This is a genomic window from Bartonella sp. TS25HLJMH, assembly GCF_042193505.1.
Taxonomy (GTDB): Bacteria; Pseudomonadota; Alphaproteobacteria; order Rhizobiales; family Rhizobiaceae; genus Bartonella; species Bartonella grahamii.
In genome coordinates this window covers 173,194-196,717 of record NZ_JBHILV010000001.1, presented here as the reverse complement: position 1 = coordinate 196,717, position 23,524 = coordinate 173,194, and the positions used below count along the sequence as shown (strand labels likewise).

The window sequence follows — 23,524 nt, the reverse complement described above, 5'->3', positions numbered from 1 at the left end:
TACTCTAACTCGATATCTTTGCAATAACTTCATGCAAACATGGTTTTTATGAGCATTATTTCAGATTTATAAGCTTTATAAATTCAATTTATAATTATGCTAGCCATTTTTTAGCTCTTCTTTTTCTATATGATTGACTCATTCCTAGTAGAGCAATCCATTATTCATTCATACATCATTGCGCTCGTAGTGATGTTTTCTAATTATAAGGAGATAACATGCAACGTTTGTTTAGTGCACTTCAAATTCCACAAGAAGCAACAAATGCTCTCATATCGCTGCAAAATGGCTTGCCAAATGCGCAGTGGATTAACCCGCAAAACTTCCACATCACTTTATCTTTTTTTGGTGCAATTGAGAACTCTGTAGCAGATGAGATTATTTGTGCCTTTGAAGCAATAAAGCTTCCATCTTTTGCGCTAAAAACGAGAGGTTTTGAAGTTTTTGGTTCAAAAGATGCTCCCCACTCTCTTGTTGTCCGTATTGAACCTTGTGAAACTCTTAATCTTTTACACGAACAGATGCAAAAAATCCGGAGCCGCTTGAAATTAGCTCCTGATGAAAAACAATTTATGCCTCATATCACTCTTGCACGGTTACTCGATATTAGACCTGAAGATCTTCCTGCTTATCTATCTTCTCGAGGTGATTTTTCATTTCTTCCTTTTGAGGTTGACCGATTCGTTTTACTTTTATCACCATCTCCTGAAAGCAATGCTCCTTATATTGTAAAAGGCACTTGGCTACTTCAAAAATAAAGGGTGTTTTTACACCCTTTTAAAACCTTTTTGATGAACTTCTTCAAAATTTGAAGCGGTATATGTTGTAATGCTGTTATCTCGCGTTACAGATGTTTCTGTTGAAACATTTATACCGAATCAGCTTCAACAGAAGCTTCTTTTGCTCCCCCTTTAGCTACACCAACTATCGCTGGACGTAAAACACGCTCACCGATAATGTAACCTGCCTGAACAACTTGTTGAACAGTGTTATCTGGAACATCGGCATTAGGAATTTCAAACATCGCTTGATGAAAATGAGGATCAAATTTTTGTCCCTCTGGATGAATTTTTTGCACCCCATGACGTTCTAATGCTGCCATCATGGCACGTTCAGTCATTTCAACGCCTTCTGCCAATGATTTCAAACCAGCATCACTCTCCTTTGCCCCTTCTGGAATAGCTTCTAAAGCACGATTGAGATTGTCAGAAACCGATAACATATCCCGTGCAAAATTAGCAATGGAATAAGCCTTTGCATCCGCCACATCTCGCATAGTACGGCGTCGAAGATTTTCCATATCTGCAACAAGACGTAAAAGCTGATCTTTCAGTTCTTTATTTTCATCCTGCAAAGACGCTAAAAGATCACTCACTTCATTGCTTTCTTTTTCAACGTCTTCATGTTCCTCTGTTTTATGTGTTTTTAAAAATTCATCGGCTGCCTGTTTAAGTGTATTACGATCAGCTGGATTTTTTAAATCACAATTTTCAAATGAAGCGTCAGTAAATTTGTTTTTTTCATCAGACATAAAAATTTTATTCCTTCATAAGATTCGTTATTCTCGATATCGAAATTCTACAGACAAAAATCAAGGGGTATCGATGTATATAATACAATGAGCTTTTATAGTACAAATACTTACCTGCATCATTTTAACGCAATAACTGTGACACAAGTTGAGCTGTATAATCAACCATGGGCACAATCCTTGCATAATTAAGCCGTGTAGGACCAATAACGCCTAAAGCACCAATGACTCTTTGTTGTGAATCACGATAAGGTGCTACAACTAAAGAAGAACCAGAAAGTGAAAATAACTTATTTTCTGAACCAATAAAAATTCGAACCCCAGAACCTTCATCCGTTAAATCGAGAAGCTGTGCCATACTCTCACGCGTTTCAAGATCATCAAACAAATGGCGTAACCGTTCTAAATCTTCTTCTGCTTTCACATCTTCAAGTAAATTGCTACGCCCGCGAACAATGAGGTGTATTTTATGATCAGCACCTTCTCCTCCCCAAAGAGCTAATCCCGTTTCAACAAGATGATGCGATAAATCATCAAGTGCTGCCTGTGTTTCTGCGCATAAGCGGGCAATTTCCCCTTTAGCTTCACTCAATGTACGCCCTTGGATATGGGCATTGAGAAAATTCGTTGCTTCCGTCAATTGTGCATGGGTAACCCCTTCTGGCAAATGAACAATACGATTTTCAACTTCACCTTGTTGAGTCACCAAAACGGCAAGAGCGTACTCCCTATCAAGGCGCACAAATTCAATATGTTTCAATGTTCCTTCTTGTTTTGTTGCTAAAACAAGCCCTGCCCCACGTGAAAGATCTGAAAGAACTCGGCTTGCTTGAACAAGAAAATGTTCAACCGATTGTGCATGACCAGCCTCTTTGACTTGCATTTCAATATTTTCTCGCTCTTCGTTTGGCAAATCACCCGCTTCCATAAATGCATCAACAAAAAAACGTAAACCTGATTGTGTCGGCATTCGACCCGCAGAAACATGTGGTGCATAAATCAAACCGAGATGTTCAAGATCACTCATCACATTGCGAATCGTCGCAGGCGATAATGTCTGTCGTAAAAGCCGCGAAAGATTGCGTGACCCTACAGGTTCACCATCATTAAGATAAGCTTCGACAATATGGCGAAAAATATCACGCGAACGTTCATCAAGATATTTTAGTTCATTATCAATAGTTTTGTGCTTCATCACAATTGTTTCACTACTTTTAAAATCCTCATCTCTTATATAAGTTTTGCCAAGGTTTGGTCAAATAGTCTAAAGTAGTATAAAAACATATTATCCTATTGAGTCGTAAAATGCTACCTTTCAGAGTGATGATTGATAAATTACGCAGGAGGTATTTTTTGTTAGAGTGTGTGAGAAATATTTAAGATAAGAGATGATCTGTAAAGTGGTCTGCTGTAGGGACTTGCCAAGAGAATCTAGATTATTTAAAAACCGCTGTAAATAGAAAATTTTACCCTTTAGAGCAAGCAGGAAATTGAAAATTTACCATTAAAATGCTATCATAAAAAAGACATGTCTTTCATATCTTTGCAAGGTTATCTTCATACAAGATAAAAAATTTTATTGGAATAAAACTATCATAAAACGTGTAAAATAACCATATCTGTAAAATTAAGCAGAATGTGTGTATATGAGTATTTAAGCTAGTTTTAGCACAAAAATAGTTCCCCTTTCATTTTTGGAGAAATCTATATGAGAAGCATAGCAGATAGAAAACTTGTCATTGCTACACATAACACCAGCAAATTACATGAAATCACTACTTTAATTACGCCTTTCGGTTTAATAATACAATCAGCAAAAGAACTGGACTTGCCAGAACCAAAAGAAACGGGAAAAACATTTGAAGAAAATGCTTATATTAAAGCTTTTTCAGCAGCAAAAAAGACAGGACTTCCTGCTCTTTCTGATGATTCAGGCTTAGAGGTAGATGCATTGGAAGGTGCGCCAGGCGTTTATACCGCTGATTGGGCAATTCAAGCCGATGGCACACGTAATTTTCTAAAAGCTATGAAAAAAATAGAAAATGAACTCCAAAAAGTCGGAGCGCGAGAAAAAAGCCAACGAAAATGCCGTTTTATATCCGTCATTTGCATTGCATGGCCTGATGCTCATGCAGATTACTTCCGCGGATGCGTTGAAGGAACATTCATTTGGCCTCCACGGGGAGACAAAGGCTTTGGTTTTGATCCTATTTTTTTACCAGATGGGTATGAAAATACCTTTGGAGAAATGTCAACAGAGCAAAAACACAACTGGAAACGTAATGATCCCCCTCTTTCACATCGTGCACGTGCTTTCAAACTTTTGGCAGAAAACCTTTTAGCACTTTCATGAATGAACCTTTTGGCATTTACATTCATTGGCCCTTTTGTGCAGCTAAATGTCCTTATTGTGACTTTAATTCGCATGTTCGCATCCATGGTGTTGATCAACCACGTTTTGTCACCGCCTTTAAGCGCGAAATAGAAACGCAATACCACAAAATAGGCCCACGCCATATTACAAGTATTTTTATTGGTGGAGGAACCCCTTCTCTTATGGAGCCGCAAACTGTCGATGCCCTATTGCAAGCACTTGCAAAAAAATGGGTAGTCGATGATAAAGTTGAAATTACATTAGAAGCTAATCCATCCAGTGTGGAGGCAGAGCGCTTTCGTGGATACCGTGCGGCAGGTGTTAACCGCTTATCTCTAGGGATACAAGCGCTCAGTGATAAAGCATTGCGCAAACTTGGTCGACTCCATAATGTGGAACAAGCTCTTTGTGCCATTGTTTTAGCACGGCAAATTTTTCCACGTTTATCCTTTGATCTCATTTATGCCCGCCCCGAACAAACCCTTGAACAATGGAAATCTGAACTCGTACAAGCAATTGATTTGGCAGCGGACCATCTTTCTCTTTATCAATTGACAATCGAAGAAGGAACTGCCTTTAAACGGCTTCATGATGCAGGAAGACTTATCCTTCCCCCATCAGAGCTAGCAGCAGATCTGTATCATCTTACCCAAGAAATAACAGCACTGCATGGACTTCCTGCCTATGAAATCTCAAATCATGCAATACCCGGTGCTGAATCAGCACACAATCTTCTTTACTGGCGTTATCACCAATATGCAGGATTTGGTCCAGGAGCACATGGACGTTTCATTGAGCACACACCGAATCATTCCTCTGCCTGTTCAAAAACATTGTCATCACACCTTGAAAACCGCAAACGTTATGTCACAATAAATGAAAAGCATCCAGAACAGTGGCTTAATTTGGTAGAAACAACAGGACATGGCTGTATTGAAACGGAATATTTAACCACTGAACAACAGGCAAATGAAATGCTCCTTATGGGATTACGTCTTTGCGAAGGCTTAGAACTTATACGCTATGAAACCTTAAGTCCTAAACGCATCCCAGTGGAAAAACTGATCGATTTACAACACCAAGAATTGATAGAAATGGTGGATAACCAACGCTTAAAAGCGACAACCAAAGGACGTATTGTTCTTGATCACATCATCAGCCAACTCGCAAACTAAAGTTTTTATAACAACATACTTATTTTAATCATAATCATCATTTTTCATAAAAAAGGCCAGATTAGAATATCGTGAGATTCTCTCATTTCAAAACTATTTATAGTAAATTAGTTACCACCATTTCCTTACACCTTAAAAGTAGAGAAGCGTATGGATAAAAGCTATCACAATATTTTGAGCTAGAAAGTGTATGGTGGTCTAACTTTCTTTTTCATAAACGTAAAGATGGTTAGGAACTGTAGACTTTATACACTTCACGGAAAATTTTATACTACACTATTCATAAGCACCGTAGTGGCACGAATGTGACAAGTATTGAGAAAATTGCTACAAGTACGTGAATGCATAATACGATAATGTATTGTTCTTTATAAAATCGTGGCACCATTTAAAGAACCAAAGAAATAAGCATGAAACCATGTATCAATCTCTAATCATTTAAAAATGATATTACTCTAGATAATTTTGAAAACCGTAAAACCGAGTAAAAAAGCACGTTGATTTTCACCTTTATACCTTTATATTTTCCCTCAATCAGGTTGTGGTTGTATGTCTGTTTCAGAGATTACAAAGAATAGATACACAATACTTTTATTCTATTCTGGCATATAAAAGCTGTTGTCGCAAAAAATACCGAACCAATATTTATTTGAGATACGCAGCTGTATGATTGGTATTGATTTATAGATCACAGCAAAATCATGGGCTTTATTAAACAAATAATGCACTCAAATGGCAAATATACCAGATATGAATCGAGATTACTTTGTTAGAAAGCAAAACGATATTAATCCCATATGATCTTACTTTCGTACATGCTTATGAGTATCTGTACGCGTCCTTTAAGGTTATTTTATTAAAAAATTGAGAATAATACTAGGACACTCCTTGGCTAAAGAATTAAACGTACTACTACTAAAGAATTTCTGTGTATCTTTATCATAACCAATATTACAGCTGATTAAATAAGCTCACCTTCTATCTCGTAATGATTTTGCAATGGAAGTTTTTGGGGACAAAAAAGAAGGGGAAAATATATGAAATAAAACAAACTTAAAGCGCATTTCTATGGGCTTTACTCCAAGAGAGGCTAATTGAAACAAAAAGTACCTTTTATGAGAGTGCAGAAACCATATTAAGGCATGAGCTGTGAATGAGTGCATTTATGTTGTACGAATTTTTTACAATAGCAGCATGTTTTTGTGTGTCTCTATAGCTTCACCCTGTCATAACACAATTATGATATAATATTCACTGTTTTCCATATATGATTGCGTATTGACTTCCTTTCTACACTTTAAGAACGAATATTTTTAACCTAATATGGTCTGTAAACAGTTCTACTTCTTAAAGCAGGTCCCACTTGGCTTTCCAGTTATGTAATTTACTTAACTAAAGACTCTACAGGCAAGAATCACAACTTAAGAATATTCATCACTTATTCTAAACCCACTTAATATATTAAGTCTTACGTGTCTCATATTACCACACCTCAAATGGCAATATCTTATGGCACAATAAGATAAAGGTATTTTTGAACCAGCAATCATTTCTTCATGCAAAAAAATCGACAATAAAACGCTCATAAATAGTAGTGAGCGTTTCTACTGCATCAAGAGCTACACACTCATCTACCATATGCATCGTTTGCCCTGGTAAGCCAAATTCAACCACTGGGCAATAATCCTTAATAAATCGCGCATCTGAAGTACCACCAGAAGTGGAACATTCTGGTATATTCCCTGTTACACTTTTAATAGCATTGGATAAAGTTTGAATGAGACTATCATTTTTGGTCAAAAAAACATCCCCTAAACTTGGAATCCATTCAAGCTGATAAAAGGGATATTGATCATCATTGTTTTTTGATTGCACCAAAGCAAGACGCTTTTTAATTTCCTCCATCAGTGTTTCTTTTGTCCAAAGATTATTGTAGCGTATATTAAAATGAACTGTGGTCTGCGCTGGGATAACATTGACCGCTAAATTACCGGTATCGATGCTTGTTAGCTCTAAATTACTGGGTTGAAAATCCTCTGTCCCTTTATCTAAAGCAGTTTGTGTCAATGCTTGAATAAGCTTACTTGCTAAAGGCAAGGGATTAGCAGCCCGCTCTGGAAAAGCAACATGACCTTGGCGACCTCTCACAGTAATGATACCAGAAAGCGATCCGCGGCGACCAATTTTGATGACATCCCCAACAGTTTTTACACTTGTTGGTTCCCCCACAAGAGCCGCAGTCCATTTTTCGCCTTTTTTTTCTGCCCATTTGAGAAGTTTGATGGTACCATTAACAGCAGGTCCCTCTTCATCACCGGTAATCAAAAAACTTACCATTCCTTTAATGGACCGTTTCTCAAGAACTCGCGCTAGCGCCGCAATAAAACAAGCGATTCCGCCCTTCATATCAACAGCACCCCGCCCATATAATTTCCCCTGATCTATGACAGCTTCAAAAGGTGAATAGGTCCATTCATCCAATGCACCTGGTGGTACGACATCTGTATGACCTGCAAACATAAGATGGGGTCCTTCATTTCCCATTTTTGCATAAAGATTTTCAACATTATCTGTATTTTTATCCGTAAAAATAGGGCGTTCAACATGAAATCCCATTTTTTTCAAAAATTGTTCCAAAGTTGATAAAGCTCCTGCTTCATAAGGTGTAACAGAAGGACAACGGATAAGTCTCTGTAATAGCTGAAGTGGATCTGTAAGAATAGGCATAAGTTCCCCTTCCCATTTTTTATAAATCATCGGAACTTAAGGTTATTACGCCGAATTACAAAAAAGATAAAGCAAAAACATTGAAGACACTCAGCAAACCAAGCTGGGGAGAACAATCGTGCTGAGAGCTTCAATGGCTTCCTCATTATGCATGAGCAAGTACACACTCAACAAAACACTCAATAAAAAGTTCCGTTAAATATTGCCTTCATTGGAAAGTTTTTTACGCCTTTAAATTATATGAATCAAAATTAATTGCTTGCAATCTATGAGCATTTTCCTTCAACCAAGCACGATACGTTTTACTATCAGGACATAGTTCTTCACAAAGAGCCCAAAATCTTGGACCATGATTCATTTCAACAAGATGAGAAACCTCATGAGCAACAACATATTCCACAACTTCTTTTGGTGCCATAACAAGGCGCCAAGAAAAAGAAAGACGCTTATCTATTGAACATGACCCCCAACGACTTCTCGTATCTTTATAACAAATTGATTTGACTTTACTCTCTACTTTATGGGCATAATGTACCACCAAAGGTGTTATAATACGTGCTGCTTGTTTTTTCAAAATGTCAGCAATGCGTCTTGGGAGGTATTCTAATTGACCATAAACGATAATTTGAGGTTCTTGTTCTGCATCTCCTGCAATAATTTCCGTCACCCCACGTCCTTCTCTATGCTTTATGGAATGGCAAACACCCAATAAAGGAATCGTCGCTCCCTCTTTGAGATAAGCATTTTCATGAGAGATTTTTACACGAGCAAGACGTTCCTCAATCCAAGACCGATGCTTTTCAATAAAACCTTGAATTGTACAGAGACTTATCGCTGGTGGTGTTGTTACACAAATCCTCTGTCCGCTCGCATCAATACGTAAGGTAAGACGGCGCGCGCATTTATTTTCCCGCACCTGTACAGGTACAGAGCGATCAGAAAAAATAAAATGCTGTTTAGAAATGCTCATACATTATATCTTCATCATCAATGAATTTGACCCTTCTCCCGCATTAATTAATCCGGTCAATCAATGACTTCAATACCGTTTCGAGGCAATCCAAATCTTGCGGACGAGAAAAGCGATGATCAGCATCACGAACAAGTGTCAATGTTACATCATGGAGAGGCAAATGATCCAGTAAAGCCAATGTATGCTGATAGGGTATCTCCACATCTTCCATCCCTTGTAGAATATGGATTGGACATCCAACATCTATACATCCCCTCATGACGCAGTTGTCTCTGCCATCTTCAATAAATACTTTTGTAAAGGGAACCGGCTCCGTATAACTAATCGCAGATCGTTCAATATGCTCTGTTTCTTCTAAAATTTTCCACCCCTTTCGACCCAACCCTGATTCTATCAATGTTTGTGTAAAATCAGGAGCTGGCGCAATCAAGACCATGCCAGCAAGCTTCTTATTTTTCTGTGCTAGCATCATAGCAAGCTTGAGCGCAATCCACCCGCCCATAGAGGTGCCAATCAAAATTTGTGGACCCTCACAATAAGTTTCAAAAACCGCTAAACTTTCTTTAACCCAGCGTGAAATCGTTCCTTGAAAAAAATCACCACCTGATTCTCCATGTCCAGAGTAATCAAAACGTAAACAAGACAAATCATTCTTCTGAGCAAAACTATCAACCAACATCGCCTTATCCCCTGACATATCGGATAGATAGCCATGAAGCCAAACCAACCCTGGAGATTGCCGTCCCTTGCGATAGCGTACTGCAAGTGCGGTGTTCTCAAACGAAAAAAACTGACAAGGAATATTTTGATCCATAATTCTTTATCCTCCATAAAACAATTTCTTTAAATTAAGAAAAAAACTTTTATAATCTAAATCATTCCAAAAAGTAATAAATCAAATAATGAAAAAGGCGCGAATTATAGTTGTTTTTAGGCGCATAATTGTATATTAAATTAACTGTAGTTGAATCAAAATTAAGGAGCATAAACCATTCGTAAACCATTTAAAATGACACCTACCCAAAAAGACGGACCACGTTCAAATCAGGATATCCGAGTACCTCATGTTCAGCTTATCAATGATGAGGGACAACATCAGGGAGTTGTTGCGATACAAGAGGCTCTTGCTATGGCTGCAGATGCGGGACTTGATTTGGTTGAAATTGTACCAAATGCGGAGCCACCTGTATGTAAAATCATCGATTTGGGCAAATTAAAATATCAAACCCAAAAAAAAGCTGCTGAAACACGTAAGAAGCAAAAAGTCATAGAAATCAAAGAGATTAAGATGCGCCCAAATGTTGATGTCCATGATTATGGAGTCAAACTCAAAGCTGTTCATCGCTTTATTGATCATGGTGATAAAGTAAAGATTACTTTGCGTTTTCGTGGTCGTGAGATGGCTCACCAAGATCTTGGATTAAAGCTTCTTCAGCGTGTGAAAGAAGATACAAGTGAAATTGCCAAAATCGAATTGGAGCCAAAGCTTGAAGGCCGGCAAATGATGATGGTGATAGCACCTAAATAGTTTTGCATTGGAATAATATTTGCGTGCAACTCATCAGCATGCAACTCGTTAAAATGAGCGTATGGTATTATTTAGAGGCACCACATAGAGTTTTTGTGGTGCTTTTAAGGTTTTATAAATGTGTATAAATCCTTTTAAGAGTTTAATAATGCTTTATCGATTTATAAGAAGAATTCGTTATTTTGCATATTAAATGAGAAAGTTCAAACATCGTAAGGTCTTCTTATTTCAAGCTCTCTTATCATGCAATGCAGCAAAATTGTTTGCTTACACATCACAAACGGAGATGATACATAAAAATTATTAGAAGAGCAGAAATGTTTTTTGTGAGCCATTTCAAGTGCCAAAGGCTATCACAATATGGAAATTGGTAAATACAATGGTGAAACTCGCCGTTACCTTTTATTAAAAATTAAAAATAATGATGAACAACAAATTTTCGTTATACCTTTCACAGAAACTTTGCGCTACATTTTTCACTCTCGCCGTCGTGAAATTGATATGATGAACCTTGAAAGAAAAGGCTATTTTTGTAAAAAAGGTTAAGGAGCTTTTTAATTAAGAATGTTTCAATCTTGCATGAAATAATGGAGAATATAGAAGCACTTCATGGCTAGAAAACAAATTTCTTCTTTTGATAAACATCTTATTATCCGCCTTTTGCGAGAAAATTTTCGTAAACATATGCGTTGGTATAGTGCGGCTATTTTCTCAATGATCATCATTTCTTGTACCACAGCAACCAGTGCATGGATTATGCGGGATGTTGTTAATCAGATTATTGGTGCACAAGATTTTCCTATGATTGTTTTGATTTCTAGCTTCATTGCTTTTATCTTTATTCTCAAAGGAGTCGCAACTTTTTCCCAAACTTACTTTCTAAACAAAGCAGGAAATAGTATCATTGCTGAACAACAGCGTAAAATTTTTGCACGACTTATGGAACAAGGAGTTTCTTTTTATCATAATAACACTTCATCTGATCTTCTTGTTCGTGTAACTCATAATGCGACAGCTGTACGTAATATAATTGATACTATTATCACAACTTTTGTACGTGATTTGCTTTCCGTTAGTGGTCTGTTGCTTGTCATGTTCATTCAAAACTTTGTGTTAATCTCCATTACTTTAATCGTAGGACCACTCGCTTTTTTAGGCGTTCGAATGGCTTTAAAACGCGTTCGCCGCCTGATGGAAAAAGAGCTCCTTTCACTTGGTGAAATTATCAAAATCGTACAGGAAACGGCTGTTGGTATTCGAATCATCAAGGCCTTTTCACTAGAAGAAGTCATGAAAAAACGGATGAACAAAGCCATTTGTGATGTTGAAAAACAAACAAACAATATTGCAATACTCGAAGCTATTACCAATCCGATTATGGAAACACTCACGGGTGTTGCCATTGCAGGTATTATTTGTTTTTCCGGTTATCTTGCAACCCAACGCGCAGGTGTTCAAGGTGAATTTATGTCCTTTATTGTTGCTTTACTTTTAGCTTATGAACCTGCAAAAAGACTAGCAAATGTACGTGTCAAAATTGAATCTGGCTTGGTTAATATCCGTACGATGTTTGAAATACTCGATTGTCCCCTTACAGTTATAGAACATAAAGAAGCTAAAGATCTGAGTAAAACGCAAGGAACTATTCGTTTCGAAAATGTTTCTTTTGCATACACTAATAACAAAATGATATTGAAAGACATAAACCTAGAAATAGAAGCCGGAAAAATGACAGCATTGGTAGGACCATCCGGTTCGGGAAAGTCAACCCTTATCAACCTTATTATGCGCCTCTATGACCCCACAAAAGGACGCATATTGATTAATGATCAAGACATTCGCTACACAACATTTCGCTCTCTAAGAAATCTGATGGCCTATGTAGGACAGGATACTTTTCTCTTTCAAGGAACTGTTAAATATAATATCGGGCTTGGAAAAGAAGGGGCTAGTGATGACGAAATTATCGAAGTAGCAAAAGCAGCAAATGCTCATGACTTTATTATGAGTTTGCCAAATGGTTATGATACACAGATAGGTGATAATGGCTGTAACCTTTCAGGGGGGCAAAAACAACGGCTCGCTATCGCTAGAGCAATGATTCACGATAGCGAAATTCTGATTCTTGATGAAGCAACGAGTGCGCTTGATTCACACACCGAAGCACAAATTAATGAAGCCATTCACCACCTTACCAAAGGACGCACAACAATCATTATTGCTCATCGCCTTTCAACGATTGCTCGTGCTCATAAAATTGTGGTCATACAAAATGGACAACTGATTGAACAAGGTACTCAGAAAGAATTGCTAGCAAAAGAACATGGGTTTTATAAAAAACTTCATAATATCCAGTTCAAAAACATACCTCCTAATTTCTAGATCCTTAAATAAGATTTGAAATAAAAATGGATAGAAGATAACGATCCATTTATAAAAAAGGCTTGTTACCAAGCAAAAGTATTACTTCAATCAAAAATTGGCAAAGAATTTATGGTTTATTGAAAATAAACTTCTTGGATTTAGATGAAAACTTTACTCGCTATTTTGTTGAATGCAATTGACTTTAACAATGAAACTTCAAAAACCCCCTCCCTTCCTCAAATAAGTGTTGAAACATTCATAAATGTTGTGAATCCTAAAAGAGAGAGCATAAAAGTTTGAAAAAATTGCCGCGAATTATGATGATGTATCTGAATTCATACAACCTTTATCCGTATTTATCCCTGCACTGACAATTTTTTCTCCACACATTTTAAAGGACAAAGATTCTACCCAATCTGATCTGTAAACGATCCATATTTTTATTGAGTTCGTTCCACTTGATAACAACTTATGTGATTCACTTATACAAGGCTTACCCTAAATATTCACCACGTGCTTTCAAAATACTTTTTCAAAAAGATTTACATGCTTTATATCACCAAGCCTCAAATGTCGGTCTTTTATGGTAACAGAATAGGCTGACAATTATAAATTGTACTGCAAATTATAGATACACTCAGCGTAAAAAAACATTGAAAAAATAAGAGAGGATTTATTATAAAACTTTTTTACTATCGTAGATTGCTTTAAAGCAAGCTTTGCTGTTTTTTCTACATCTGAAATTAAAGTGATATTCTTCCAATATCTTAAATTTTTGAAGAGTTTATAAATGCACAACGTTAGTGCTTATATAAGGCTATGATTTCAATATGAAAAAAACGGATGAAGAGTAAAATGACATTCCTCTTTCTTTTAACCACCTAATCTTTTAACCACCTAAATAGAAAAAATATGACATATAACTCTGATAATATTTTTACAAAAAATATCTTTTGACCTGCATTTTAATACTTTGATTTATAATCATAATTTATTACTTTATATCTTAAATAAAAGATATGATGTAATTTGCTTATTGCAAATTTTCTTTATATTTATGATGAATCAATCAAAAGCACTTGTTGTACGTCATAAGAGATATTGGATATGCATGAAAACTCTTAAGATAAGCAATAAAAATACCTCTACATTTTCAATGTGAGAAGATTGTCGGCAACATGAGAAGCTGGAAAATAGAATGATAATGCCAGCTTATATCTTTAATAAATACTTATACCTTTATTAACAATGGTAGTATGGATTTTATACTATTCATAAGAAGTACTTTATATCATTTCATAAGGTTGCTTGTGAAATAGGCTCAAGCGCACACTGAGAAATGTTTCTTTAAAACAAGCACATGAATTTGCAACACAATAGTGTTATATTTTGGAGTGTTCTGTTTGGGGGGGATTCATTCATAAGAAAAGTGATCTCATTCAAAAACACAGTAAACAATAATCTAAAATAATAGGTAATTTTTATTATTAAAAAATATTGCTTTAAATGCGTTTGAAAATAAAATCGATATTTTATAAATTCTACACTTGTCTTACGCTTTTGTTTATCGCTTTCTTTAATGGAATCACGTCCTTCACGTAAAAACAGAATGCCATTGTGTTGCAAATTCAGGTGCTTGTTTTAAAGAGACCTCTCTCAAAGTCCTCTCCAAGACCATTTCGCCATAACGTTTGTGAATTGTATAACGATAAATCCATTAAGCCCCCCATCTTTACGCTTATAGAGTAACAAGCTGGCACTATTCACACTATTTTGCCAACCCCTAATGTTGCGACAGCTCTTAGCTCTCGAGATAATTCATAAGAGGCATTTTTAGTCATTTCTTAATAGTTTTATCCACACAGGATTCCCCGCTTGTAACATGCAAACCGAATGGTTTTGATTGATTCAACATGAGAGAAATGCGCAATGAGAGAACCATACGATATTCAAAGTTCTAATTCAAGTTGAACAAAGATAATTTATCTTTATAAATCAATATTGCATACATTACATTCTTTAGGCAACAGTACGAGATGAGTTTGAGAACAAGGTAAGGTATTTCTCTAAATAAATATATAACAGCAAAATAACATACTATCTTCCGTGAAGATTTTGCTCCTTTAGAGAATAGCATAAACAAAAATCGAGTGTTTTAGATATATTTCTTCACGCTTCAAAAAAAGCTTCTTCTTTTATAGGATTTCTAGTCTATCTCTCCTTCCTCAGATTTAGAAATGAGAGACAAAAAACGAAGAAATTGTTTTTTAAAATTCAATCTTTAATAATCTCTTTCATAAAAGAGACCAATACTAGAATTTTGTTCATTTCCTATGGCACCTTTAGCTTTGAGATGACGCGAAATATCTAAATTAATTGTTCCTTTCGTCGTTCCATCGGACGCTGCTTCAAAGCCCAAATAAATATTATTGTGTATGTAGCGTCCAATACGTAAGCCCGTATTACCCTTCTCATTAACAATAACATCCAGATCATCAAGCCCAATTTTAGTTCGTAAAGTATTCAACAAAGATGTATTAGAAGCACCTGCAAGATCAGCGGCTGCTGCTGCAAGTTGAGCAATCTGAAATGGTGATAATTCATTAATAGAGCGATTAAAAATCAAACGCGCCAAAATTTCATCCTGAGGCAAATTCGGTTGTGAAGAAAAATTAATATCAAGATTATCAATCGTCCCACTTACAGTTACAGTGACTTGAATATCACCACTGTTATTGTTGGTTACAAAATAAACCGTAGGATTAAGATTACCGCTAAAACTCGCTTGTCCTTGATCAAAGTTAAGACGTTGCGAAAGAATATCAAAACGTCCACGAATCATTCTAAATTCACCAACTGGATGCACATCATTCAATGGACCAGCTAGATTAATACGTCCTCCCAATTCAGCATCTAATCCTTTTCCGCGTACAAAAAATTGATTGCGTGCTGTAATACGCATATTTGATAGAACGACAGATGAAGATTCTTGTGTAACTATACGGCTTTTGCTTTTGTCCATGTTCTTAACATCAGCACGTTCAAGTGTTGTTTGAATCGATTTAGTTAAATTCTTATTTCTAACATCAAGAAACTTGGCACTTTTAAAATTATCAGGAACAAAAACTTCAGCTTTTTCAACGATGATATCACCACCAAGAACAAGATCATTTAAAAAATGACCTGTCATTGTCATCTCACCTGATAATGTTGCCAGAATCATAGAACCATCATTATAATTGGCATTATCAAGATGAAATATCAAATTTGTCTCTAGACCATTAGAGATACGACCTGAAGCAGAAATTCTTCCCCCCTCAAACGAAGAAGCTGAAGCTTTCTCTATAAGGATGTGATCACCGTTCAATTTGCCTTCAAGCGTTATATTATTCAACCCTACATTTGTTTGTGAATCAAAAAAACTACCGTCGCCTATAGAAATATTTCCTATCAATTGTGGCTTTGATAATGCCCCATTAAGAGCTGTATCAATTCTTGCTGTACCCGTTATATGTGCACCACGCTTGGCTAATAAAAGATTAACAAAATCAAGAGGCATTACCCCTTTAACATTTAATTTTGCCTCTGAACCATTAAGAGATACAGGCCCATGGATAGAAAGATCTAATCCTTTATCTCCAGTAGCTATCATATTTTCAATATGAAAAGTCGATTTTTTATAAGAACCACGAGCATTTATATTGATTGACATCGGTCCTTTATGCGTCATAGCGGTTAAACTTTGACTAGAAAGTTCAAAATGAGCAGATGGATCCTTCATTGTTCCACCAATATCAACTTTGCCTATCATTGTCCCATCAAGCGCTTGTCCTGCAATAAAACCATTTACCAAACGTGCAGATAAATTTTGTAAATTAATATGAAGATCAAGCTTATTTTTCTCTAGAGATACATGTCCTTGAGCTTGTGCTTGTACTCCTTCTCCTGTTAAATTTGCATTCAAAGTAAGATTTTGATCTAAGGTTTTCCCCGTAGCAGAAAAAGAAAAAGGCATAATTTTTTTATCTTGAAAAGCAACGGTTGTCAGTCCCTCACCTTTTATATCGTAAGTTATATCAGGTTTTTTAAAATGACCACGAATCATAACATGCCCTGTTACACTCCCTGCTGCTCCAAGATCGGCTTTCCACAGATTAACTAAAGTAGCAGGAAGCGCATTCATTGTAAGTTGCAAATTTAGGGTATCTTGAATATTCCCTGCTAGGATGATGTTGCCTCCATTTATTGCAATTCCTAATTCATTGATTGTCATTCCATCTTTATCAAAAGCAATTATGGATGGTTTCAGCAATGTTGCATGAAAAGTGTGTTGCTTTAGATCCACCGTTTCAATTTGCACTTCTCGTTTTATACTGTCTGGAAGTTCCTCAACCATTAAACGACCAGAAAACTGTGCATTGAGAGTATCATGCAACATCGCTTGGACAGTAAAAACCGTTTGTCCATTATTTCTATCGGCGTGAGCATTTAAACGATTGACCATTATCAAAGGTGTTTGAATATGTTCTGCATTGATAACTCCTTCAAACTGTGTCATGCCAAAAGGATCGAATATGTCAGCATCTATTGCCAATTTTTTTATTTTATTCTTGGAAAAATTCAAATGGTTAACATGCGCCTTCACATTGGTTTTTTGTCTGCCATTTTGTTCATCAAAAATAAAATCTCCGTTTACTTTCCCACTACCATCCTGCAAAAATAACGCTGAAAGTACGGAAATATCATCGGCATCAATATGCAGCGCTCCTTTCAAAAAACCGCCAAGTTGTTGAGAAAGAGCACCCGTTATTTTTGCACTTCCCCCTCTAATATCGATATTTTCAAGTTTTCGAATTTTATGAGAATCTTTAAAAGAGGCCGATAAATGCAAAGGTTTCTTAGCAAAAATCCCTTCACCTTTTACCACCCCCGTTAAAGCAGTAACTGGTGCTGTATTATCTACAAGTGCATCTATGTTAAATGTTGTGTTTTGAAGTTTCTTCCCTACGATTAATGCTTCAGCAATATGGGCACATGTATTTAGTTTTATATGGCTATTGCGCCCTCTCACCGTACTTTTAATTGTAAGCGCACCACTTATCTTTGGATCTAATTTGGACAAATCAGATATTTCAGCAGATAGATCCATTTTAGCGCTTTCATCTGAAAAATAACCATTAGCCTTTATGTTTGTATATTGATTTTTCAAATTAAAATGACGAAAAATGAAATCCTTCGCATTTCGAGTAGCACCACCTGAAAGAGTGATGTTTCCTTTGAATAAACGATCAAAAGGCTGCACGCCTATTTTCATATCGTCAGCCATTCCTGATAATTGGAGATCAAAAATGCCACTCAATAAATTGATCGTTCCTTTGGCTTTAATATCTGCACTACCAGAAAGTGATTGTTTACTGAACACTTCCAAAGGAGTTAATGTTTGAGCTTTTAAACCGAGATCGCCTTTAAAAACAAAATTCTCCATTGTCCCTTTTAACCAAGAAGAAAAACCCTGAGCCGTAACACTCAGATCATGAATCAAAATTGGTTTATTCGAAACAATATCCGTATCTAGATGCACATGAACTGCTTGACTTAAATTTTCTACTAACGCTCCCTTAATCTTTTTAACCCCTTGAAGCGTTCCTTTAACCTGAACACCAACATGACGAGAAGCTGCATTATCAAGATTTTCGCTTACTCCTCCCATATCAAAAATTGCATCGCGAATATAAATATTTTTATTGCTTAAATGACCTACAACCAACCGCCCATTCCAAGATTGTTGCCCTTCGCTACCATAGTCAATGTTCAAAGCAAGAGTATTGGCAGATTTTGGCACTTCTGATACAGGCAAATGAACAGACTCCTGTTCGTTATCAAGAGCCATTTTACCATCAACAAAAAGCCGCCGCAAAAATCCATCTGCCGTTATTTCAGCATTGGCTATAACATTCATTGCTTTGCTCTGAATAACTATCTGATCAAGGTGTGTCACACCTTCTTTTGTTCTTCTTGCCTTTGCTTTTAATATTATATCAGATTCGAAGAGACTACGATATTGAGAAGGTATTAAAGGGCTCAGTGTTCCCTCTAGTTTCGTAGAAAAACTGTGTCCTTCTGGAACACTTGCAAGAATAACATTACCATCTAAAATAGAATGATGATCGGACTCTAAAGAAAGTTTGATAACCAAATCATCAAAAGTACCATCACCTTTCACGACGAGATTTAATGCTGGACGTTGTTCAATGTTAAAAATATTCGCCAAAATACCATTTTGTGGTTCGTTAGCAGAAATATCAATTTGAGCTGTACGATTACTATCAGATATCTTGGTGAGAACAGAAAAAGAACCCGGTGCATCTAAACGATGCGCCGCTATATCGACATCAAAATTACCACTCGCCAAAGTGAAATTGCCTTTTAAGGACATATCAGCAGAAAAACCAAAAAGATTCTGTTCAAATATCACATGTTGAGCTGTAAGCGTATTGATAGAAAGAGCAAGCGGCAATTTTGGTAAAGAGAACTTACCCGTCTCAAGGGAAGAAACAAAAGAAGAATTGCCTTGCGGTTTGCGTAAAAATGTAACCTGTTCTGCCGAAAGCTGGTTAATATCCATCCGCCCTCTCAGCAACGCTAGACGATTCCAATCCATTTTAGCATTGGTAATTTTAAGCCAAACCCCTTTTTTATCACTGACAGTAATAACATCAATTGATGTTTGAGAAGACAGTGTCCCTTGCATATTGTGTAAACGAACTTGACGATTGGGCGCTGAAAGCTTTCGTTCAATTAAAGAAACAAACCATGAGCGATCATCTGTTTTCATTTTGCTAGAGGGAAGAGTATCTCCTCTTTGCGCAAAAACAAAACCACCCACCCAAAAAAACAAAAATACAAAGAAGAAAGCTGATAAATGTACACCTTTTTTCATTAAAATGCTTGCCCTATACCCACATAAAAACCAATGCGAGGATCACCCTTCTCTCTCTTTAAAGGAAAAGCTAAATCAACGCGTAAAGGACCAAGACCCGTCATATAACGACCTCCTATACCGGCTCCCCATTTAATTTTTTGAGAAAAATCAAAATTCGCCTTTTCCCCTACTAAACCTCCATCAAGAAAACCGACAAACCCTATTTTATCATTTAAAGAAACACGCAACTCTGCCGATCCCTCAACAACCGCCCGTCCACCAACAACCGCATCATTTTCTGTTTTGATACCAATATTACGATAAGCATAACCACGAACAGAGCCCCCACCACCAGCAAAAAAAAGCGTATTCGCGGGGATTTGTGCTGTATCATTCCCAAGAATTGTACCAAGCTTTGCCCGAGTAGCAAAAACAAAACGATCCCCTTCATCCAACGCCCAATAAGAACGACCTTCTACTGTTACTTTTGCAACAAAGTTGCTAAAACGCATCTCATAAAAAGGTTCAATGAAAACTTCACCATATAAACCTTTTGTTGCATTAAACTTATTGTTACGACTATCGTAAATCAAACCGCTAGGGAAACCTATTGTTGTAAAATTACGGCTCCCAAAATAAATATCACGTGAATAACCATTTGAAACTTCTACAGCAGCCCGTCCCGATAGATTACCATTGAAAATATGCGTAATACCTAATCTTCCTTTGATGGCTTTTGTCGTATAATTTTCTAGAACATCTTGTTGTATTTTTAATTCTGACCTGAGATCTGTATCTGGCGTAAGTACACCAGGCTTTATAAACGTGCCACCGAAAAGATAATCAAAATTTTTAAAATTATACGATTGCTTTTTATTGCTACCAACACCATTTACTTTTGTTTCAATTTTAAGAACCTCTGCATGACCAAAAAGATTGTTATGCATCCAATAAGCTTCAAAACCAGCGCCATCTAATGTTGAATAGCTACCGCCTACACCAAAACGACGCGGTTTACGTTCTTGTACAACAAGTGCAAGAGGTAAACTGCCATCTAGATTAATGGTATCAGCCTCACGTATATTGATAGCACGAAAAACACCGAGGCGCGCAAGACGTTCATTTGCCTTAGCTAACGCATCGGAATCGTATTTCTGACCTAGCTTCAATCCGGTCATCCATGCGATATAAGCTGAATCTACACGTGGTTTCTTACTTATATTACGCACACTTAAAGGACCATAATGAGCCTTTTTTCCAAGATCAACAACAATCCGTCCTTCAACACGCAACGCAGCATGATCAGCCACGACCTCACTCTTCATAATTTTAGCTTTGGCATAACCTTGTTGACGCCATCCTTCTATCGCCCATTTTTCTGCTTTCAAAATGGTTTCAGATTTAGCAATAGCCCCAACTTTATAGCCCAATTCTTCAATTGTGGGCATTTTATGCGCTTTACGTTTTTCAAACGGAGCTACTTTATCGATATCTGCAATACTAAAAACATATTGTGGACCGGCATTAATTGTAATAACAATATTGGATTGTGCTGGAAGCTGAGTTACCGGACTTAAATCAGCGACTTCTAAGCCATTAATTTTAATACTAATAACACCACCGTAGCGTCCATCAGCATAAAGAGCAGAAAGAATCGCTCGATAATCTGAACGCGCCTTGGCTAGCAAACCAGAAGAACTGGCGGATGCTTTCTCTTTATCAGCAACAAGAGAAGAAACAGATTTAACTATTTTTATACCTTCTAATGGCGCGCCTGGCGGTGCAACAACATCAACTTTATAGAATCTCTCTGTACTTTTAGCATAATTTGAAGGAGAATTTGTTTTCTTTTGACCAAAAAAAGGTATGTCGAAAAAATCAAATGCAGCAAGTGGCTGTGGAAAAGCAAAAGCGAAACACAAACCTATAAATACACAGCGTACAGTCCCTGATTTTAACAAAATTCTTGTCTGGTATACCATAAAATCAGATACCTTATAATACACTTTGCATCTACTATACTTTAAATAATATAAAAATAAGAAAGGTAAATATAATTACTTTGCACATTTTACACGTTTTATCACATCAAATAACACTCTGCGATACATAACGTCACCCTCCCCTTATATTTTCATAAAATTCTGCACTGTTGTATAACACGAACAGCCTCATTCTTTTTTTCTTAACATATTTATTTAGCTTATTATAAATGTTTTATTGCGTCCCATACTATCATGGTTAAATTTGTACAAATAACTTTCCATGAGAACGCTAAAAAACTGCCTTTGTATATAGATCTCTCTATAAAAAAAACCATAGAGAAGCTTCTTGATTTTTATGCATAGATATGATTGTCTCTACAAAGTCTAAAGGGGGAAAATAAATAAATGATCGCACGTGTTACAACTGTTGCTTTTCGCGGTCTAGAAGCAGTCCCTGTCGATGTACAGGTTATGATTTCGTCTGGTAAAATAGGAATGGCTATTGTTGGATTAGCTGATAAGGCAGTTGCAGAAAGCCGTGAACGTGTGCAAGCAGCCCTCCATGCTTGTGGACTTTCTATGCCTACTAAACGGATTACGATTAATCTTGCACCAGCTGATTTGCCTAAAGAAGGCTCGCATTATGATTTGCCAATCGCTGTAGGCTTAATGCTTGCTATGGGAATCCTCCCTCCTGAAGTAGCACAAGACTATATCATTTTAGGAGAATTATCACTGGATGGTTCACTTACCGCTGTTAATGGTGTTTTACCAGCTGCCATGACAGCGTTATCACTCGATAAAGGACTGATTTGTCCCTTCCAATGTGGGCCTGAAGCTGCTTGGGCAAATGCAGAAATAAATATTCTTGCCCCAGAGACTCTGCTCACTATAGTCAACCATTTCAAAGGAACCCAAATTCAAAAACGTCCACAACCGCGCCAATATACTATCGAAACTGAACTTCCAGATCTTTGCGAAATCAAAGGACAGAAAACAGCCAAACGTGCCTTAGAAGTTTGTGCTGCTGGACGCCATAACCTTTTGTTTGTAGGACCTCCTGGTGCTGGGAAATCTATGTTAGCGCAACGCTTACCTTCCATTTTGCCACCCCTTGATAGCCGTGAGCTTTTAGATGTCTCTCTGATTGCTTCTATTACAGGAGAAACGGTTCATAATACCATTTCACTTCATTGCCCCTTTCGTTCCCCACATCATTCTGCTTCCATGGCTGCAATGATTGGTGGGGGACTTAAAGGACGACCGGGAGAGGTCTCCCTTGCCCATAATGGTGTGTTATTCCTTGATGAATTGCCTGAATTTTCTCCGCAGGTTCTTGATTCTCTTCGTCAACCCTTAGAAAGTGGGGAATCGGTTATCGCCCGCGCTAATCACCATATTAGCTATCCTGCTCGCTTTCAACTCATTGCCGCAATGAATCCTTGCCGTTGTGGTATGGCAGGCGAAAAAGACCATGTTTGCGCTAAAGGAATACGCTGTCAAATCGATTATCAGTCCCGTATTTCTGGTCCTCTGCTTGACCGAATTGATTTACGGATCGATGTCCCTGCTTTGACAGCTATGGACCTTATGCAACCAGAACAATCAGAAAAAAGCTGCGATGTTGCCAAACGCGTCGCACGATGCCGTACCATTCAAGCTAAACGTTTTGCAACAATGGGGTTTGATCATATTCGCACCAATGGCGATTGCCCTGCCAAAATTATAGAACAGATTGCCATTCCTGATAAAAGTGCGACCATACTCTTACGAGATGTAAGTGAAAAAATGCACCTCTCTGCACGCGCTTATCATCGCATTCTCAAAGTTGCACGCACAATTGCTGATCTTGACGAATCAGATAATCTTTCACGCTATCATCTCGCAGAAGCTATTTCCTATCGAATAGGCACAGAAAGATTAACAGCTCTTAATTAAAAAACTA

At 37.0% G+C, this 23,524-nt stretch carries 14 protein-coding genes; 7 read left to right on the top strand and 7 right to left on the bottom strand.

Translation table 11 applies throughout. The features are described from left to right. Positions 1–218 precede the first annotated feature (218 nt). Complete coding sequence (gene thpR, locus ACFINF_RS00765) at positions 219–758, top strand: RNA 2',3'-cyclic phosphodiesterase (protein WP_375619235.1); 540 nt, start codon at positions 219–221, stop codon at positions 756–758. Positions 759–868: 110 nt separating this feature from the next. Here the strand turns inward: thpR and grpE are convergent, their stop codons facing one another. Beyond that, the gene (gene grpE, locus ACFINF_RS00760) at positions 869–1,531 is read right to left on the bottom strand and encodes a nucleotide exchange factor GrpE (protein ID WP_375619234.1); all 663 of its coding nucleotides are present in this window, start codon (positions 1,529–1,531) and stop codon (positions 869–871) included. 124 nt (positions 1,532–1,655) lie between these two features. Next, the gene (gene hrcA / locus ACFINF_RS00755; RefSeq protein ID WP_375619233.1) at positions 1,656–2,726 is read right to left on the bottom strand and encodes a heat-inducible transcriptional repressor HrcA; all 1,071 of its coding nucleotides are present in this window, start codon (positions 2,724–2,726) and stop codon (positions 1,656–1,658) included. A 513-nt stretch (positions 2,727–3,239) separates the two neighbouring features. On the opposite strand from hrcA, the gene rdgB reads away from it, so the two are divergent. Then, positions 3,240–3,884, top strand: coding sequence for an RdgB/HAM1 family non-canonical purine NTP pyrophosphatase (rdgB, locus tag ACFINF_RS00750; protein WP_375619232.1), 645 nt, complete (start codon positions 3,240–3,242; stop codon positions 3,882–3,884). Further along, positions 3,881–5,080 (top strand): radical SAM family heme chaperone HemW, encoded by a 1,200-nt coding sequence (gene hemW, locus ACFINF_RS00745; RefSeq protein ID WP_375619231.1) that lies wholly within the window; start codon positions 3,881–3,883, stop codon positions 5,078–5,080. Before rdgB ends, hemW begins: the two co-directional genes overlap by 4 nt. Positions 5,081–6,634: 1,554 nt before the next feature. Here hemW and dapE read toward each other — a convergent pair. The 3 genes from dapE to ACFINF_RS00730 all read right to left on the bottom strand — a co-directional run bounded on the left by dapE (position 6,635) and on the right by ACFINF_RS00730 (position 9,594). Beyond that, positions 6,635–7,807 (bottom strand): succinyl-diaminopimelate desuccinylase, encoded by a 1,173-nt coding sequence (gene dapE / locus ACFINF_RS00740; protein ID WP_375619230.1) that lies wholly within the window; start codon positions 7,805–7,807, stop codon positions 6,635–6,637. 223 nt (positions 7,808–8,030) lie between these two features. Then, positions 8,031–8,777, bottom strand: a complete 747-nt coding sequence (locus tag ACFINF_RS00735; RefSeq protein WP_375619229.1) for a M48 family metallopeptidase — start codon at positions 8,775–8,777, stop codon at positions 8,031–8,033. A gap of 43 nt (positions 8,778–8,820) precedes the next feature. Continuing rightward, positions 8,821–9,594, bottom strand: coding sequence for an alpha/beta hydrolase (locus ACFINF_RS00730; protein ID WP_375619228.1), 774 nt, complete (start codon positions 9,592–9,594; stop codon positions 8,821–8,823). Between the two features lie 195 nt (positions 9,595–9,789). On the opposite strand from ACFINF_RS00730, the gene infC reads away from it, so the two are divergent. The 3 genes from infC to ACFINF_RS00715 all read left to right on the top strand — a co-directional run bounded on the left by infC (position 9,790) and on the right by ACFINF_RS00715 (position 12,690). Then, a complete protein-coding gene (gene infC / locus ACFINF_RS00725) occupies positions 9,790–10,308 on the top strand; it encodes a translation initiation factor IF-3 (protein WP_026500140.1) in 519 nt (172 codons plus the stop codon). A 360-nt stretch (positions 10,309–10,668) separates the two neighbouring features. Continuing rightward, positions 10,669–10,854 (top strand): hypothetical protein, encoded by a 186-nt coding sequence (locus ACFINF_RS00720; RefSeq protein WP_375619227.1) that lies wholly within the window; start codon positions 10,669–10,671, stop codon positions 10,852–10,854. Between the two features lie 63 nt (positions 10,855–10,917). Further along, a complete protein-coding gene (locus tag ACFINF_RS00715; RefSeq protein ID WP_375619226.1) occupies positions 10,918–12,690 on the top strand; it encodes an ABC transporter ATP-binding protein in 1,773 nt (590 codons plus the stop codon). A 2,263-nt stretch (positions 12,691–14,953) separates the two neighbouring features. Here the strand turns inward: ACFINF_RS00715 and ACFINF_RS00710 are convergent. Continuing rightward, on the bottom strand, positions 14,954–19,612 hold the full coding sequence (locus ACFINF_RS00710) for a translocation/assembly module TamB domain-containing protein (RefSeq protein WP_375619225.1): 4,659 nt from the start codon (positions 19,610–19,612) through the stop codon (positions 14,954–14,956). Next, positions 19,612–21,576 (bottom strand): autotransporter assembly complex family protein, encoded by a 1,965-nt coding sequence (locus ACFINF_RS00705; RefSeq protein ID WP_375619224.1) that lies wholly within the window; start codon positions 21,574–21,576, stop codon positions 19,612–19,614. The genes ACFINF_RS00710 and ACFINF_RS00705 overlap by 1 nt, the downstream gene beginning before the upstream one ends. 408 nt (positions 21,577–21,984) lie before the next feature. Between ACFINF_RS00705 and ACFINF_RS00700 the strand changes: the two genes are divergently transcribed. Continuing rightward, on the top strand, positions 21,985–23,517 hold the full coding sequence (locus ACFINF_RS00700; RefSeq protein WP_375619223.1) for a YifB family Mg chelatase-like AAA ATPase: 1,533 nt from the start codon (positions 21,985–21,987) through the stop codon (positions 23,515–23,517). Positions 23,518–23,524: the final 7 nt, after the last annotated feature.

What these genes read in the sequence shown, in the direction of transcription:
- thpR (WP_375619235.1), top strand. Translation starts at nt 219, where the DNA reads ATGCAACGTTTGTTTAGTGCACTTCAAATTCCACAAGAAGCAACAAAT.
- grpE (WP_375619234.1), bottom strand. Translation starts at nt 1,531, where the DNA reads ATGTCTGATGAAAAAAACAAATTTACTGACGCTTCATTTGAAAATTGT.
- hrcA (WP_375619233.1), bottom strand. Translation starts at nt 2,726, where the DNA reads ATGAAGCACAAAACTATTGATAATGAACTAAAATATCTTGATGAACGT.
- rdgB (WP_375619232.1), top strand. Translation starts at nt 3,240, where the DNA reads ATGAGAAGCATAGCAGATAGAAAACTTGTCATTGCTACACATAACACC.
- hemW (WP_375619231.1), top strand. Translation starts at nt 3,881, where the DNA reads ATGAATGAACCTTTTGGCATTTACATTCATTGGCCCTTTTGTGCAGCT.
- dapE (WP_375619230.1), bottom strand. Translation starts at nt 7,807, where the DNA reads ATGCCTATTCTTACAGATCCACTTCAGCTATTACAGAGACTTATCCGT.
- ACFINF_RS00735 (WP_375619229.1), bottom strand. Translation starts at nt 8,777, where the DNA reads ATGAGCATTTCTAAACAGCATTTTATTTTTTCTGATCGCTCTGTACCT.
- ACFINF_RS00730 (WP_375619228.1), bottom strand. Translation starts at nt 9,594, where the DNA reads ATGGATCAAAATATTCCTTGTCAGTTTTTTTCGTTTGAGAACACCGCA.
- infC (WP_026500140.1), top strand. Translation starts at nt 9,790, where the DNA reads ATGACACCTACCCAAAAAGACGGACCACGTTCAAATCAGGATATCCGA.
- ACFINF_RS00720 (WP_375619227.1), top strand. Translation starts at nt 10,669, where the DNA reads ATGGAAATTGGTAAATACAATGGTGAAACTCGCCGTTACCTTTTATTA.
- ACFINF_RS00715 (WP_375619226.1), top strand. Translation starts at nt 10,918, where the DNA reads ATGGCTAGAAAACAAATTTCTTCTTTTGATAAACATCTTATTATCCGC.
- ACFINF_RS00710 (WP_375619225.1), bottom strand. Translation starts at nt 19,612, where the DNA reads ATGAAAAAAGGTGTACATTTATCAGCTTTCTTCTTTGTATTTTTGTTT.
- ACFINF_RS00705 (WP_375619224.1), bottom strand. Translation starts at nt 21,576, where the DNA reads ATGGTATACCAGACAAGAATTTTGTTAAAATCAGGGACTGTACGCTGT.
- ACFINF_RS00700 (WP_375619223.1), top strand. Translation starts at nt 21,985, where the DNA reads ATGATCGCACGTGTTACAACTGTTGCTTTTCGCGGTCTAGAAGCAGTC.